The sequence below is a fragment of the Sporosarcina sp. Y1004 genome (assembly GCF_057669665.1).
In genome coordinates this window covers 1-17318 of sequence record NZ_JBYHFQ010000003.1, presented here as the reverse complement: position 1 = coordinate 17318, position 17318 = coordinate 1, and the positions used below count along the sequence as shown (strand labels likewise).

General features: G+C 39.8%; 13 protein-coding genes. 12 read left to right on the top strand and 1 reads right to left on the bottom strand.

Going from position 1 to position 17318, the window contains the following annotated elements; translation table 11 throughout:
- Nucleotides 1–4: 4 nt before the first annotated feature.
- Nucleotides 5–1654 (bottom strand): PucR family transcriptional regulator, encoded by a 1650-nt coding sequence (locus tag AC25Y6_RS02945; protein WP_488142016.1) that lies wholly within the window; start codon nucleotides 1652–1654, stop codon nucleotides 5–7.
- A gap of 864 nt (nucleotides 1655–2518) precedes the next feature.
- On the opposite strand from AC25Y6_RS02945, the gene AC25Y6_RS02940 reads away from it, so the two are divergent.
- The 12 genes from AC25Y6_RS02940 (at nucleotide 2519) to gnd (ending at nucleotide 17170) form a co-directional block, all read left to right on the top strand.
- Nucleotides 2519–2623 carry a creatininase family protein gene (locus AC25Y6_RS02940; protein ID WP_482100538.1) on the top strand — a complete coding sequence of 35 codons (105 nt, stop codon included), beginning with the start codon at nucleotides 2519–2521 and terminating at the stop codon, nucleotides 2621–2623.
- 246 nt (nucleotides 2624–2869) lie between these two features.
- Entirely contained in the window at nucleotides 2870–4309 is a 1440-nt protein-coding gene (locus tag AC25Y6_RS02935; protein ID WP_488142015.1) for an MFS transporter, read from the top strand.
- Nucleotides 4310–6103: 1794 nt separating this feature from the next.
- A complete protein-coding gene (locus tag AC25Y6_RS02930; protein WP_488142014.1) occupies nucleotides 6104–7060 on the top strand; it encodes a sugar kinase in 957 nt (318 codons plus the stop codon).
- Between the two features lie 10 nt (nucleotides 7061–7070).
- Complete coding sequence (locus AC25Y6_RS02925) at nucleotides 7071–8090, top strand: zinc-binding alcohol dehydrogenase family protein (protein WP_488142013.1); 1020 nt, start codon at nucleotides 7071–7073, stop codon at nucleotides 8088–8090.
- 16 nt (nucleotides 8091–8106) lie between these two features.
- Entirely contained in the window at nucleotides 8107–8727 is a 621-nt protein-coding gene (locus AC25Y6_RS02920) for a bifunctional 2-keto-4-hydroxyglutarate aldolase/2-keto-3-deoxy-6-phosphogluconate aldolase (protein ID WP_482100542.1), read from the top strand.
- Nucleotides 8728–8740: 13 nt separating this feature from the next.
- Complete coding sequence (gene uxuA / locus AC25Y6_RS02915; RefSeq protein ID WP_488142012.1) at nucleotides 8741–9817, top strand: mannonate dehydratase; 1077 nt, start codon at nucleotides 8741–8743, stop codon at nucleotides 9815–9817.
- Nucleotides 9814–10650 (top strand): SDR family oxidoreductase, encoded by an 837-nt coding sequence (locus AC25Y6_RS02910; RefSeq protein WP_488142011.1) that lies wholly within the window; start codon nucleotides 9814–9816, stop codon nucleotides 10648–10650. The genes uxuA and AC25Y6_RS02910 overlap by 4 nt, the downstream gene beginning before the upstream one ends.
- 32 nt (nucleotides 10651–10682) lie before the next feature.
- Entirely contained in the window at nucleotides 10683–11684 is a 1002-nt protein-coding gene (locus AC25Y6_RS02905; RefSeq protein WP_488142010.1) for a LacI family DNA-binding transcriptional regulator, read from the top strand.
- A 161-nt stretch (nucleotides 11685–11845) separates the two neighbouring features.
- A complete protein-coding gene (locus AC25Y6_RS02900; protein ID WP_488142009.1) occupies nucleotides 11846–13198 on the top strand; it encodes a gluconate:H+ symporter in 1353 nt (450 codons plus the stop codon).
- Between the two features lie 275 nt (nucleotides 13199–13473).
- Nucleotides 13474–14202, top strand: coding sequence for a GntR family transcriptional regulator (locus AC25Y6_RS02895; protein ID WP_488142008.1), 729 nt, complete (start codon nucleotides 13474–13476; stop codon nucleotides 14200–14202).
- On the top strand, nucleotides 14199–15749 hold the full coding sequence (gene gntK, locus AC25Y6_RS02890) for a gluconokinase (protein ID WP_488142007.1): 1551 nt from the start codon (nucleotides 14199–14201) through the stop codon (nucleotides 15747–15749). Before AC25Y6_RS02895 ends, gntK begins: the two co-directional genes overlap by 4 nt.
- A 14-nt stretch (nucleotides 15750–15763) precedes the next feature.
- Nucleotides 15764–17170: a decarboxylating NADP(+)-dependent phosphogluconate dehydrogenase gene (gnd, locus tag AC25Y6_RS02885; protein ID WP_488142006.1), complete on the top strand. Its 1407-nt coding sequence runs from the start codon at nucleotides 15764–15766 to the stop codon at nucleotides 17168–17170.
- Nucleotides 17171–17318 lie beyond the last annotated feature (148 nt).

The following is a 17318-nucleotide window of genomic DNA, read 5'->3' as shown; positions in this document are numbered from 1 at the left end:
GAAATTAGGTGGATTTATATTGTCTAGAAAGTGGCTCGATATTTAGAGCTGTTTGGATCCAGAATTGACAATCGCGTGAAGATAAACTGTCTTGAAGGAGTTCTTCAATTTTTTTAATTCGATAGCGCAATGTATTACGATGAATGTGTAGTGTTTTTGCAACTGTTTCACGGTTAAAGCTATGCAATGCTAAACAAGTTAACGTTTCATAAAGGACTTCATCTTTTTCAAAACGCAACGCCTCTGGTAACAATTTGTTGAGAAGATTGTGTGCTTCGGCGGGGCTCATATTTCCATAGAGCAAAATCTCGCGACGAAAATGTGAGGTAAAGAAAATATGGCCTGAATTCGTTTTAAATTGAACGATTGCAGCTAGGGTTTGTGCACTCTTGTAACTTAACTCGTAGGATATCAGTTCCGTTTGCGCATCGCCTATTAGAATAACAGGGCTAAGTTGATCATTGATTTTCACAATCTGTTGACTTAAAATTGCTAAACGCTTGTCTAATTCGGCATTCTCCAAGCCTGAAGAAAACAACAACACTACTTGATTGTTGTATATTTCACAGAAACCACTAATGTCTTCTTGTTTCTTGAACCAATTGTTACAGACCCCTCGAATTAATCCTAATTCCAAAAGAGTTTGTTCGGCTAACTTATCATTGCCTGAAAGGATAAGTCCAGCGACCCATTGTCCCGTTTGTTTTAGACCTATTTCATGCATTTTCCTATCAATGACAAGACTAGCTGTTTCCAAATTTTCGATGAGTAATCCTAGTAACTCAGATTGCAATTGCCAACGTTTGACGTTTTCTTCTTGCTGAAGCCTGTAAAGATTGATGAGTATGTGGGCTGAATGTTCCAGTGCAAGTGTGTGATACTCATCTAAGATATTGTCATTGTTTAGAAGCCAAAGCGTTCCATATTCATTACCTTCTATAAATACAGGAACCGCCAGTACATAAGGGGAGACGGTCTGTAATTGAATCGCCTCTATATTTCGTTCAGTTACGCTAATAGCTCTATCACCATATGGATGCTCGTTTTTTAATTGTTTAGTAAAACCTTTCATTTTAGGTGTGAATTTGTTTAGTTGTTCATTTTCTAGACCCGCCACTATCAATGCCTCATCTGTTTCATCGGTAAATACAACAGTACATTTGAGAAAGGAGGCTAGAATTTTGCAAACTTCTTTACTGTCCTTTGCAACTTGCATTAATTCCGAGAGAGTTATAGGAACCTGATGGACTAATTCACTAGTTTTATACTGGCGTTCCATGATTTCCTGATGGATTGCACGGGTTACCCGTACGAAAGGTACCTGAAATGGTGCTTCCATAATGGGAATAGAGTATTGTTCTCCGAATTCTAATAGGGCAGGAGGACAATGTGTTAAATAGCGGCCAGTCGCAAGTATAATACCGGAGATTTGATGCCTTAGTAATGAATTAAGAAATTTTTCTTCTAATTCTCTATCTTTTGGCCACACTTGTCCACATGACAATAAAAGCTCTTGGCCTTCAAGAAAATGTGCCACATCATTATGATCAATTACATGAGCCCAACTAATTTTTCGAGCCAACCCACTTTGCCCGGACCTGACGATTATCTTTTGTAATTCGGGCAAACCTAATGATTCTTGTACGGTGATCATTTACTCTCCCCCTTAGTATGATTGTACTGAAAATTACCACTATTGCAAACTTAGAAGATTAAATATTATTTTGCGTTACTAGTACATTATGTAAATCACCACTATCACTTAGAAGAAGAGTCTAACAAAGCGGCGTGTTAACTTACCATTAATAAATGAGGCCCTCTATCAGGAGTCAATAGTGCGTAATTAGATTCCGGCGCAGTATTATGTTGAATAATGCGATTTAGATACATTTATTGTTGATGAATTACGTAAGCGATCTTGCAAAGGTACCTTTTTGGGACGGAGTATTGAGGCTTTAAAATAGTGCTTTTTTCTGTTGTGCATCGGGCATATAAAAGTATTTTGTTACCAATAAAGATTAGCTCAACCTTCCAATTGTCAAAAGAGGTAGCGAGCTGTATCTTAATAAATAAGCGGTCCATAAATCAGAAAATTCTGAAATTGTAATCAAAGTGAAATTACCCGATTCTTCCGAATAGGTCGATCAACTTTATTTAATCCTGTTAGTAAATGTGCATCCTTTTGGTCTGTGAATGGTTAAGTGCTAATCCCATTATACCGAGTCTAGAAAGATGGGATTTTCTTAAGTTTTTTTATACAGAGTATTTAACGTATATAGCCAGGTTTCTAAGAAGTAGAAAATAAATTGGGAAAGGTATTGTGAGCGGTTGCAATACCGTTAAGAAGGGAGTTCAGTGGATTCTGCAATTAGAAATGAAAGCGGTGGATAGTACTGTAGAGGATTTTCTAGGGATTGGTTTGAAGTATACCGACATGATAGGTTCCGCCAAGTTAAGGTGAGCACTCCAAGCGGTGTCTTCATCAAATAGTAACTTATGGATAGGAGAGGAACAGCAAATGACGTGGATAGAATACGAAGCTAGTACCAAGGAAAGAATACTTATTTTACCTGTAGGGTCAACGGAACAACACGGACCGCATTTACCACTTGGTGATTCCTAGGCTTACCCATTTCAACTATCATTAGTTTGCATTGTGAACTCGTTTCAGTAAGAACGTTGACGAATTAGGCAGGTCGTGAACCTTAAAAGATAAACCTGGATAAAGAAAATTGTGGGTAAACATGGAATTTAAATATTTCTCCATAGTAAGTCGTTGAAAGCGCTTTATTTCTGAAGAAACAATTTAGGGTATCTTCGCGGATAAGTATGGAAATAAGGACTAAGACGAAATTATAGGAGGTTTACAATGGAGGTAGGGAAGAAAGGTTCAAATAAAATGATTATTGGAATCGTATTGGCCGTCCTCACATTTTGGTTGTTTGCTTCGTCAATGGTAAATATAATTCCCGCAATTCAAGCAGACTTAGGTATATCACTCGGAACTCTAAATATCGCTATTAGTATAACTTCCTTATTTTCAGGTATGTTTATTGTTGCTGCTGGTGGAATTTCAGATAGAACAGGGCGTAAGAAACTGACTTTTTTAGGATTGCTTTTAAGTATTATTGGCTCTTTATGCCTTGTTCTAGCACAAAATGCTCCACTTTTAATCGTTGGGCGTATCATTCAGGGTATTTCTGCAGCATGTATTATGCCTGCAACCATTGCTTTAGTTAAATCATATTTTGATGGGGAAGACAGGCAACGTGCGCTTAGTTATTGGTCATTCGGTTCATGGGGTGGAGCCAGTGCTTGTGCTTTAGTAGGTGGTGCCATTGCTACGTATCTGGGGTGGAGATATATTTTTGTCCTATCCATTGTTATCTCATTAATTGCGATGTACCTATTAAAAGACATACCAGAAAGTAAAGCTGAACAAAAAAGCCATTCAAAATTTGATTTTGCTGGCCTTCTCATCTTTATTTTCATTATGCTGGCACTAAATTTAACAATTACACGTGGACATGAGTTTGGTTGGACGAGTCCGCTTACGATTGCTTTAATAAGTGTAACTATAATTGGAACCGTTATATTCTTTCTAGTTGAAATGAAGAAAAAGAGTAAATTCATTGAATTTTCCTTATTCAAATCAAAAGCATATACCGGAGCAGTAACCTCAAATTTTTTACAAAGCGCGATCGGTGGAACAGTTGTGGTTGCAAATACGTATGTGCAATTGGCAAGAGGGTTTACAGCATTTCAAACAGGTTTATTAACGATTGGTAACTTAGTTGCTGTGCTCATAATGATTCGTGTAGGTGAGAAAATGATGCAAAAAATAGGGGCTAGAAAACCAATGATTGCAGCTTCAATCATAACTCCCCTTGGAATTAGTTTAACAGCGTTAACATTCTTACCTGACTCAGCTTATATAATCACAGTTTTCCTTGGTTTCATGCTTTCAGGTATTGGACTTGGTTTATACGCAACTCCTTCTATGGATACCGCTGTGGTAAATACTCCAGGGGATAAAGTTGGCGTTGCTTCAGGTATTTATAAAATGTCTAGCTCACTTGGCTTTTCATTTGGTATAGCGATTTCAACAGCTGTTTATGGTGCAATCGTAGCAACCGGTAACATGGAATTGGCAGCATCTGCAGGGATCATGGTAAACATAGCTTTTGCTATCCCGTCATTAATCTTCATCATGCTAACAATTCCGGATAATGAGGGGAAAATGATAACCGAGCTTTCAGTTGTGAATGGTGAAGATGAAAAATTGCTCGTTCTTAAAAGCGAAACCTGATCAATTAAAAAAATAACGGCATTAAATAGGTATCGACTATTTTATCCTACATGGAATTGGGGCACAAATGATAATGCGAAACGCTCATATAAACTTAAGTGATAGGTCCCGTTGTTCTATACCGTTATTGAGTTTGCATATAACTTAGTTAAGAAAGAATTAACAAAATTAAATGGGAGGATTAAAGCGGTTAGGAATTGTTGAACTCAGATTTAAAAGCGCTTTAAATTCAAAAGGACTTCAGATATGTATGAAAGCAGGAGGCATTCTTGTAAAGCAACAGGTTAAGTATTCAATACTCGTTACAAGCCGGTCGATTCTCATGCAGAAGCCTATACAAAATGGAGGGGATTTTGCCATTATTAGCCCAATAGCTAAAGATTATTTTATAAATTAGTGTTAGGTACAAACTATCGTGTGAGTTTAAAAAATCATTAATTGCTTGTTACGCAGGTAATGGAAATTATTACTGTTGCAAACTTGGAAGATTAAATATTATTCGGCGGCACTAGTACATTATGTGAATTACCACTTTTACTTATAAAGAAGGACCAACAAAGCGGCGTCTTACCAATCATTTCGTAGATTATTGTTTGTCCCTACAAAGAAAAAGCATGACCCTCAAACTAAGAGGTTCATGCTTTTTCCATTCCCTAATAAAAAGGGGTGCACTCGGAAAATTTGATAGTTTTTTAATTACACAAACTGTTATTACTGACGATTAGTACGCAAAACTCGTCCGTGCAGTTTGACGGGTCTGACTCAATTAGCCATTCGGCCATGCAGTCGCAAGATGTTCGGTAAGCGATCTGTTTTATTGAAGTCAGTATCTAATTGCACTTTAAACAAAAAACATAACGCTTACTGCTTGGTCAACACATTAACTTGGAACCCACATACTCGGTTCTGAAAAAGTGAAACATCGCCAGTAAAGCAAATTTCCCGCCAAGGCTGTGCAGTTCATCGTTAGAATCACCTGTAGGTTACTCGTCTACCGGGTTCATCCTCCGGAAGTTCTGCCTTGTAATCTAATTATACCCGGCTACATTTAAGTTAAACCTCTTTTTTTAAAAAAACTTTAAAAAGTATTTTAGAGTGCAAGAAGTAGATGTTAGTATACTAAATGTTGGCGAGAAAAGTTTGAGAATCGCCATTTTTCACATGATTATTTCCGAACCGCTTTCGGCGAATTAATCACTACACCTTAACCGTGGGGCAAGTGTTGCTAGAAGTGACTCCGTCACTTCTAGCAATACCTTTTTCGGTTAGCTTGTTGTGATTAATCGCCTGTCGCGTTCCTACAATATCCAAGTGAAAAATGCAGATGCTTTGAAAGAAAAGTATAGATTACTCTTTATAAAGAGTATAAGTGCCCGAAGATGAAATTTCGGGCACTCTAGTACGTCGTATACTGCATTCTCTGCTTTACTCTATAAGAAAGTGACACATCCCTACTAATTAAAAAAACTCGATAATGGTATAGAAGTTGTTCAATCTAAAGCAATCCGAAAACGAATCTACATGTAGCACCTTGTGTGTTCCATTTATCTGCTGGTTAACTTTGGTAATCACTAAGGGCGTATTCATCCGAAATTGACCTAATGTCAGATCCTAAAAGGACGCGCAAGCTATAGTAAAAGAAGAATGTTTAATTTTTAGTCGAATACTAAATACTAATACTTGAATGTGAAAGCCTTTTCATTGTATAATTTACTAAACCGTTTTACTAAACCGATTTATAGAGTTAATTGTATGGATGATAACTACCAGAAATGGTAGAAGAGGAGGAATTACGTGACTTCAAAATTTAGTGTTTTGACACTTGGTGATGGTCTTATTACAATGAATCCGGCCGACACAGGCCCTTTACGATTTGTATCAAATTTTTCTCGCAAAGTAGGCGGGGCGGAATTGAATTTTGCAATTGGATGTGCTCGCCTTGGCCTGAAATCAAAATGGGTGAGCCGTTTAGGGAAAGACGAGTTTGGACGAGTCATTTATAATTTTGTACGCGGTGAAGGTGTCGATGTGTCTAATGTCGAGCTGGTGGAAGGGTATCCTACTTCGTTGAACTTTAAAGAAATCCAAGAAGACGGTTCAGGGAAGACGTTTTATTACCGCCATCAGTCACCAATACTGACGATGAAACCAGAAGATATTACGAAAGACATGTTTGAAGGTATTGATGTGGTCCATCTTACGGGCGTGTTTTTATCGATAGATCCAAAAAACTTCGAAATAGTAATACAAGTGCTTAAAACTGCAAAAGAAATTGGGATTCCGGTGTCATTCGACCCGAATCTACGGTTGAAAATGTGGACTATTGAAGAGGCGAGAGCGACATTATTGAAAGTATTGCCGTATGTTGATATTCTACTGACTGGGCTTGATGAAATTGAATTGATTATTGGAGAATCTTCTGATGAAGCGCTGGTCGCTTGTGCAGAGCGTTTTAAAATAAGTCAATTTGTGATAAAAGACGGTGCAAACGGTTCAAGAATTCTTACAGAGGGTACTTGGTATGAAAAGGCTGCATTTAAAGTCAATCCTGTGGACACAGTAGGTGCAGGTGACGGGTACGATGCAGGTTATATTTATGCGTATTTGAATGGGTTCTCTCCAGAAGAAAGATTGGAACTTGCAAATGGCGTCGGGGCTCTTGTTACGACAGTATCCGGAGACAATGAAGGACTTCCTTACTTGGAAGAGCTATTGCCATTCATCAGACAAGAAAAAGGTATCGAAAGGTAAGGTGAACAAGATGAAAGCTGTTCAAGTCAGAAAAGCGCATGACCTTGTCATCAATGAAGTCGAACAACCTAAAATCGTTTCTGCAACGGATGTACTGGTGAAAACGAAGCGCGTCGGAATTTGTGGATCGGATATGCATATTTACCACGGAACGAATCCGCTTGCGACATTGCCGCGTGTTGTTGGCCATGAAGTGACGGGCGAAGTGGTGGAAATAGGAACAGATGTAACAACACTCAAAGTAGGGGACCATATAGTCGTAGAACCGATTAGCTACTGCGGCGAATGTTACGCATGTCGTAAAGGGCGTCCGAATGTATGTGAACAGTTGTCGGTGTTCGGAGTCCATGAAGACGGTGGAATGAGAGAGTATTTCGTTCTTCCTGAAAAGCAACTCCACGCAGTCGATTCGACGCTAGATTGGAACGAAGCTGTAATGGCAGAACCATACACAATTGGTGCTCAAGCAACTTGGAGAGGTCAAGTGGGGCCAGGAGATACGGTTCTGATCCAAGGAGCGGGACCGATTGGTATATGTATACTGAAATTCGCCAAACTACAAGGTGCATCTGTTATGATGTCGGACTTGAGCGAGGAACGTCTGGCATTTGCGCGGGAAAGTGGAGCGGATGTTACGGTTCAAGTAGGATCGGAAGATGTGAAAGAACGCGTAAAAGAGTGGACAAAAGGCGAAGGGGCGAACGTCGTCATCGATGCAGTTTGTCTACCAATGACATTTCAACTGGGGATTGAAGTTGTTTCTCCTGCTGGAACGGTTGTTGTGCTTGGTTTCGATGAAAGACCAGCTCAAATTCCGCAATTATTAATTACGAAAAAAGAAATCACAATTGTTGGATCTAGATTGCAAACGAATCAAATGCCAAAAGTTGTTGAATTTTTAAACGCAGGAAAACTTCGTCATGACGGATTGATCACACATACTTTTGCACTTAAAGATGTGCAAGAAGCATTTACTTTTGTTGAGAATAATCCAGACAAAGTTCGCAAAGCTGTTATTGTATTCGATTAAGGGAGGCTATACAATCATGTCAAAGTTTGAGACGCATGCACAAATAGCGGCATCTAAGGTCGTAGCAGTCATTCGCGGGAGTGATGCTGAGGAAGCCATCCAGTTGTCAAAAGCGGCTGCTGAAGGCGGAATTCGGGCAATCGAATTGACGTATACGACGCCCAATGTTCAAAAAGTGTTTGAGGAATTGCAGCATGAAGACATGCTTTTAGGGGCAGGAACAGTGTTAGACCCTGAAACTGCGCGTCATGCCATTTTAGCCGGTGCAAAGTTTGTCGTCAGTCCTCACTTTAATGAGGATGTTGCACGCATTTGCAACCGCTACGGCATTCCGTATTTCCCAGGTTGTATGACAATCCGTGAAATGGTAAAAGCGCTTGAATCTGGTTGTGATGTATTGAAACTATTCCCAGCAAACGGCTTTGACCCTTCATTTATCAAATCGGTGAACGGACCATTGCCGCAAGTGAAGATTATGCCAACAGGTGGCATCGGTCTGGATAATATGAATGATTGGCTTGCAGCAGGCGCAGTAGCTGTGGGGATTGGCAGCGATTTGAACAAAGCATACAAATCGGGCGGGTACGAAGCAGTAGTGGAACTGAGTAAAGAATATATAAACAAAATTGCACAATAAAAGGAGTGGCATGATGAATATCACATTTCGTTGGTACGGAAGAGACAATGACACGGTCACACTCGATCACATCAGACAGATCCCTGGAACAAAAGGTATCGTATGGGCGTTGCACCAAGTGCCTGCTGGAGAAGTTTGGAAAAAAGAAGACATAAAAGAAGAAGTCGATTATATTAAATCATTCGGTTTTCACGCGGACGTCGTTGAAAGTGTAAACGTCCATGAAGCCATCAAAATTGGCAATGAAGATCGCGATAAATACATTGAAAACTATAAAGAGACGATCCGCAATCTTTCAGAATTTGGCGTTAAAGTCATCTGTTATAACTTCATGCCTATATTTGACTGGACGCGTACGGAAATGTTCCATCCATTAGAAGATGGATCTACTGCGTTATTCTATGAAAAAGCAAAAGTGGACGGGCTTGATCCGAAAGAATTGATCCGTACTGTAAGTGAAGCTTCCGATTTGACGCTTCCTGGATGGGAACCGGAGAAATTAGATAAGATTAATGAACTTTTCGAAGCTTACAAACAAGTGGACGAAGAGCAACTATGGGGAAATCTTGAGATTTTCTTAAAAGAAATCTTACCCGTTGCAGAAGCTTGCGGCATAAAAATGGCGATTCACCCGGATGATCCACCTTGGTCGATTTTCGGTCTGCCACGCATTATGACAGGTCCAGAAAGTTACGAAAGACTGATTGCCATTTCTGACTCCGAGTCAAACGCATTTACAATGTGTACGGGCTCAATGGGCGCAAATCCGGAGAACGATATGGTTCAAGTCGCGAAAAAATACGCATCACGTGCTCCATTCTCGCATATCCGTAATGTGAAAATTTATGACAACGGTGATTTCGTAGAAACATCTCATTATACGCAAGATGGATCAATTGACGTCAAAGGTGTTGTAGAAGAGTTGCATAAGCAAAACTACGACGGATACGTCAGACCGGATCATGGCCGCCATATTTGGGGAGAAGTTTGCCGACCGGGTTACGGGTTGTATGACCGTGCTTTAGGCATCATGTATTTGCTCGGATTATGGGACGCATATGAAACGAAAACAGCGAATGGTGAATCATGATTCCAATTCATGACTTACTCAATGGACGGGTAGCCGTTATTACAGGTGGAAGTGGAGTTTTATGTTCAGAAATGGCGCGTGAATTAGCGCGCCAAGGCGTTAAAGTGGCGATTTTGAATCGCAATGTCGAAACAGGACAGGAAGTCGTTGACAGCATTCAACAAGCTGGTGGCATAGCGCTTGCAGTGGAAGCGGATGTATTAGACAGAACGTCTCTGGAACAGGCAAAATCGAAAATCGTGGAACATTTTGGTCGTATTGACATTCTCATTAACGGAGCGGGTGGCAATCATCCCGATGCTGTAACCGATCCGGAGAGCTATGATGAACATTCGGAAGGACAATCTTTTTTCGACTTGGATGAGTCAGGCTTTACGAATGTATTTGCTACAAATTTCACGGGTACGTTCCTAGCAACACAAGTATTCGGAAAAGAACTATTGAAATCAGAAACACCTTCAATCGTCAATCTGTCATCAATGAGTTCATATACCCCGTTGACGAAAGTGCCAGCGTACAGTGCAGCAAAAGCATCCATTAATAACTTTACGATGTGGCTGTCTGTCCACTTTGCGGAAACTGGATTGAGAGTAAACGCGATTGCACCTGGTTTTTTCCTAACAACCCAGAATCGTGACTTGCTACTCAATGAAGACGGTAGCCATACTGCACGTTCAAGTAAAATTATTGCAGCTACACCGATGAAACGATTCGGTAAACCTGAAGATTTGCTTGGCGCATTACTGTTTCTGGTTGATGAATCGTGTTCCGGTTTTGTTACAGGCACAACAATTCAAATAGATGGAGGCTTCATGGCCTACTCCGGTGTATAATGGTGTGTAGTTAGAAAATGGAGTTGGATAAATTGAAGAATATTACAATAGCAGATGTAGCAAAATTAGCAGGGGTATCTAAAAGTACAGTTTCTCAATTTTTAAATAAACGCTATGAGTATATGAGTGAGCTTACAAGAGAACGAATAGAAGTCGCAGTCGAAGAATTGGATTATCGCCCGAACAGTGTCGCGCGCAGTCTAACACAGAAATCTACATTTACTGTGGGGGTCATTGTCGCTAATATTCTTCACTCGTTCTCAACTCATATTATCCGTGCGATTGAAAACAAGTTCTATGAAAATGGTTTTCATATCATCGTCTGTAATGCGGATGATGAACCAGATAAGGAAAAAGAATATATCGATATGCTTTTGGCAAAGCAAGTGGATGGAATTATTATATTTCCAACAGGCGGAAATATCGACTTGTATAAGAGGATGAAAAAGTCCGGTTTTCCACTTGTTTTTATGGACAGAACAATCCCTGATTTAGGGATTGAAACTGTTTTGCTCGATAATGAAAAAGCGGCGGAATTGGCTGTAAGTCAATTCGTTGAAAGCGGTTACGACAAAATCGCCATTGTCACTACGTCAATTATTAGAAATATAAGTCCTCGGATTGAACGTATTCAAGGATATAAAAGTGCGCTAGCGCATCATCAATTGAATATTAACACAGATTATGTGAAGACTGCTGACTCGGATGCAATTTCTTCAGCACTCGAAGAATTGTTCGAGCTTGAAGCACCACCTGAGGCAATATTAGCAGGAAATGATTTCGTACTCATGGAAGTATTGAAATTCATAAAACAGCATCATTTAAAAATTCCACAAGATGTAGCTGTTATCGGGATAGATGACGTACCATTTGCCAGTTTTTACACGCCTTCAATCACAACCATTTCACAACCGATGATTGAAATGGCTAATCTGGCTGTCAAATTACTCATGGAGCAAATAAATGAAAAAGAACAAGGGGAACCGGAGATCCATCGGTTACAACCAACGTTAATGGCAAGAGGATCTAGTTGATTTAATTTGCAAGAAGTATTAACTTAGGTAGATAAATCGGTTTACTTCATGGAATCATAATTAAAAGCACAGATAGCTATATCAACCAATAAAAGAGATCAACTATAGAATAGTACAAACATTGTTTGGAAAAATTCTATACTTATCAGAGGGAGAAAATTATGCCATTATTAATTGTCGCATTAGGGATTATAGTTTTACTCATTTTAATCATGAAATTTAATGTAAATACATTTATTTCATTGGTAGTTGTTTCATTCCTAATTGCTTTAGCATTAGGTATGCCAATCAATGAGATTGTAAAATCAATTGAAAGTGGTATGGGGGGAACGTTAGGTAGTATTGCGTTAGTCTTCGGGTTAGGGGCAATCCTCGGTAAACTTATCGCCGATTCAGGCGGTGCTCAACGTATTGCAATGACATTGATTGATAAATTCGGATTGAAGTATATTCAATGGGCTGTTGTTACCGCTTCCTTCATCCTAGGAATTGCGTTGTTCTTTGAAGTTGGCCTTGTGCTATTAATACCTATCGTTTATCAAATTTCAAAACAAATAAATGTACCATTTCTATACTTAGGTCTTCCCATGGCGGCAGCACTTTCAGCAACACATGCATTTTTACCGCCACATCCAGGTCCTACAGTTATTTCCAATGAGTTCGGAGCAAACGTAGGATTGGTCTTGCTTTATGGTTTTATCATTGCAATTCCAATCGTCATAATTGCAGGTCCGATATTTACAAAATTCGCGAAGAAGTTTGTACCAAATGCTTTTAGTAAAGATAGTACAAGCGGTAGTATCGCTTCAATCGGTGAAACAAAACAATTTAAACTAGAAGATACACCAGGATTTGGAATCAGTGCATTCACAGCGCTATTCCCAGTTATTTTAATGGCATTTTCAACAATCGTTAAATTAGTACAAGATGAAAGTGGAACTGCAAACGTGTTTTTTGATCTAGTGACTATGATTGGATCTCCGACTACAGTTATGTTGCTGTCAGTATTACTGGCAATCTACACAATGGGTATCGCACGGAAAATTCCAATGAAAGATCTTATGGAATCTGCAGAAACTGCGGTTCGGGCAATCGGTATGATGTTACTGATTCTTGGTGCCGGTGGAGCACTTAAGCAAGTCTTGATCAATGGAGGCGTTGGTGATTATGTCGCGGTCCTCTTTGAAGGTAGTGCAATTTCACCGCTAGTATTAGCTTGGCTTATCGCTGCAGTTATTAGAATTGCACAAGGATCAGCAACAGTTGCGGCACTAACCACAGCTGGACTTGTTATTCCAATGATGGCGGGCACGGATGTCAATTTGGAACTAATGGTATTAGCAACAGGTGCGGGTAGTATCATCGCCTCACACGTTAACGATACTGGTTTCTGGATTGTTAAAGAGTCATTTGGTTTAACGATGAAGGAGACATTTGCAACATGGACAGTGCTAGAAACGGTTATCTCAGTAACTGGACTTGGTTTCGTTTTACTTCTAAGCCTATTTGTTTAACTGATAATCAAATATTTTAAGTTCATAAAGGACTGCCCCGTGAGTTGGAAATACTTCGACTTATGCGGGCAGTTTTTTATGAGGATGAATTTCTGTCTCTGTATACGGGTACGGAGTTAATGACAACAATTATTGAAACAGCTTTATAAAAATAGCTCTAAAAAGTACTTAGAGTATATTGTTTTAAAATAAGGCAAAGACGTTTACATATCCTTATATGTATACTATCATACTTGTATACAAGTATGTGGAATTTCTAGCAAGGAAGTGAAATGATGAGTGAATCCCAAGAGACTCTATACCCTGTAAAATGGAATACGAGCGCTTCTACAGGCGTCCGTTTAGCATGTGAACTTCGCATGCGGATTATTTCGGGCATAATTGAAAAGGGGACCGTTTTATCAGAAAACAAGTTGGCATTAGAATTTGAAGTAAGTCGATCTCCAATCCGCGAAGCCCTAAAGATATTGGCTTCTGAAAACATTATACGATTGGAAAGAATGGGTGCGGTTGTAGTTGGTTTGTCAGAGCGAGACATTAAGGAATTTTATGATGTTCGTTTGCTCATAGAAACGTTCGTTTATGAACGGATAGCACAAATAGACACAAGTGAATTGGTAAGTGACTTAAGTAAAATACTCGAAATGATGGAAGTTGCCATTAAATACAAAGATGCGGATGAGTTCTCCTATCAAGATGTACTCTTCCATGAAACGATTATTCGTTCAATCAACCATTCCTATATCCAGCTGATTTGGAATAATACGAAACCTGTGATGGAAAGCTTAATTCTTTTATCGATGCGGGCGCGATTAAGCGAAAAAGACGATGATTTTTCACGTATTTTAACAAATCATGCGCTTTATATAGAAGCCATACATACAAAAGACAGAGCTATCATGATTCAAGCATTGCATCAAAACTTCGATAATGTTCAAAACGAAGTAGAAGACCTTTGGATGTCGCAACAATTGCTCACCAAAGGAAGGGAGCAAAGAAAATGACGAATTATATGTTAGGTATAGATATAGGTACGACAAGTACGAAAGCGGTTTTATTCACCGAAAAAGGTGACATCATCCAAACAGAGAATATCGGTTATCCACTCCACACGCCAGATATCTCGACAGCAGAACAAGATCCGGAAGAAATCTATCAAGCCGTGTTGAAGGCAATCTCAACTATAATGAAACATTCCCACATCCCTCCGGAAAAATTATTGTTCATTTCATTCAGCAGCGCGATGCATAGCGTGATTGCGATGGATCAAAATGATCAACCACTGACGCAATGTATCACTTGGGCGGATAATCGAAGTGAAGCGTGGACACGGAAAATAAAAGAAGAACTAAATGGTCATGAAGTTTACAAACGGACGGGCACACCGATTCATCCAATGTCCCCGTTAAGTAAAATTGCTTGGATTGTACATGATCGTCCAGAAATTGCGGTTAAAGCTAAAAAGTACATTGGCATAAAGGAATACATCTTTAAAAAGTTCTTTAATCGCTATGTTGTGGATCATTCATTAGCTTCTGCTATGGGTATGATGAATCTTCTCGCACTCGATTGGGACGAAGAAGCATTGGAAATCGCGGGTGTCACGCGGGAGCAGTTATCTAAACTAGTCCCGACTACTGAGATTTTTAACAACTGTAATTATGAAATAGCAAGAAAAATGGGCATTAATCCACAAACCCCTTTCGTCATTGGCGCAAGTGATGGAGTGCTCTCCAATATAGGTGTGAATGCAATCGGTAAGGGAGAAGTCGCAGTGACAATCGGTACGAGCGGCGCGATCCGAACAGTTATTGATCGGCCTCAAACAGACGACAAAGGTCGGATATTCTGTTATGCGCTTACGGAAAAACACTGGGTAATTGGTGGGCCAGTCAACAATGGCGGAATGATTCTTCGTTGGATTAGAGATGAATTTGCAGCATCAGAAGTAGAAACCGCAAAAAGGCTTGGCATTGATCCGTACGAAGTGTTAACCAAGATTGCCGAACGAGTCAGACCAGGATCGGATGGGTTGTTATTTCATCCTTATCTAGCTGGCGAACGTGCACCCTTATGGAATCCAGATGTGCGAGGCTCATTTTTTGGACTAACGATGTCGCATAAGAAAGAGCATATGATACGTGCAGCTCTCGAAGGCGTTTTATACAATCTATACACCGTATTTTTAGCCTTACTAGAAGTTATGGACGAACCTGTAACGAAAATTCAAGCTACAGGAGGCTTCGCAAGATCAGCTACATGGCGCCAAATGATGGCAGATATATTTGACATGGAAGTGATTGTTCCAGAAAGTTATGAAAGCTCATGTCTGGGCGCTTGTATCTTAGGATTATTTGCAACAGGTAAAATCGATTCATTTGACGTTGTATCTGACATGATAGGCAGTACAAATCGTCACACACCAGTAGAATCTGCTGTAGAAGAATACGTGAAGCTTTTACCGATATTCATTAATGTCTCTAGGGTTTTAGGAAATGAATATGAAAGTATCGCGAATTATCAAAGAAACTTACCGAAACTTGATAAATAAGGAGTCGAAAATTGATGAATCATACAATTGGCGTTATGGGTCTTGGCGTGATGGGCAGCAGTATCGCGTTAAACATGGCAAGCAAAGGTGAAGATGTAGCGGTTTATAATTACACTAGGGATTTAACAGATCAACTTATACAAAAAAGTGAAAACGAACAAATTCATCCCTATTATGAGCTTCAGCATTTTGTACAATCTCTACAATCGCCACGAAAAATCTTTCTAATGGTGACAGCGGGTAAAGTGGTCGATACAGTCATTTCTTCACTGATTCCACTGTTAGATTCAGGCGATATCATCATGGACGGCGGCAATTCAAATTATATGGACACAGCACGCAGATTTGATGAATTAAAGGCCATTGGAATCGACTATTTAGGAATCGGTGTTTCCGGCGGGGAAGAAGGGGCTTTAAAAGGTCCATCACTTATGCCTGGTGGCATCGAAGAAGTATATGAAAAAGTGGCACCGATTCTAACCAAAATTGCTGCCCAAGTGGAAGGGGACCCTTGCTGCGTTTACATCGGTCCAAAAGGGGCAGGCCATTTTGTGAAAATGGTGCACAACGGGATTGAGTATGCGGATATGCAACTCATTGCTGAGGCATATACGTTTTTAAGAAGACGACTACAGCTTCCGTTAGATGAAATCGCAGACATTTTCGAAACGTGGAATCAAGGAGAATTAAAAAGTTATTTAATTGAAATCACTGCAGATATACTAAGGAAAAAAGATGCCAAAACAGGATTGCCGCTTGTCGACATGATTCTTGATAAAACAGGCCAAAATGGGACAGGAAAGTGGACGAGTATACAAGCAATCGATAATGGGATTCCCGTATCAATTATTACGGAATCGCTATTCGCGCGCTATCTATCCCATTCAAAAGAGGAACGAGTGTATGCCGAAAGTGCGTTAGCAGGCCCAGCACAAGGAAATGAAGAGTTGGATAAAGAAGTGTGGGTTGAAAATGTACGCCAAGCTTTGTATATGGGGAAAATTTGTGCGTATGCGCAAGGGTTTACGCAATACAAAAAGACTTCAGAACTGAATGATTGGAATTTGCCATTAAAAGACATCGCTCTAATTTTCCGCGGCGGCTGTATTATACGCGCTGAATTTTTAAACACAATCAGCGAAGCTTATGAGGATGCACAGGCGGGAATTGCTAATTTATTGGTTGCCCCATACTTTGTGAAAAAAACGAAAGAATATCAAACAGGTTTGAGGAAAGTTTTAGCGGAGAGCGTCATGTCAGGAATGTCGTTCCCATCACTAAGTGCTTCGCTTACGTATTATGACAGCTATCGAACGGGTCAATCAAATGCGAACTTACTTCAAGCGCAACGTGATTATTTTGGTGCACACACGTATGAGCGTATTGATGAAAAAGGGGCATTTCATACGAAGTGGAAATGATGGGTACTCTATATGTTGAATAAAAAACCCTGTAGAGTCTGCTGAGCCGCTCTAGGTGCACATTATTGAGAGTGAGTTGTAATTCAGAGTATGGATTATAGATCGCTTGGCGCTTTGGGGATGCCTCTGGCCATGAGCCTGGATTAAC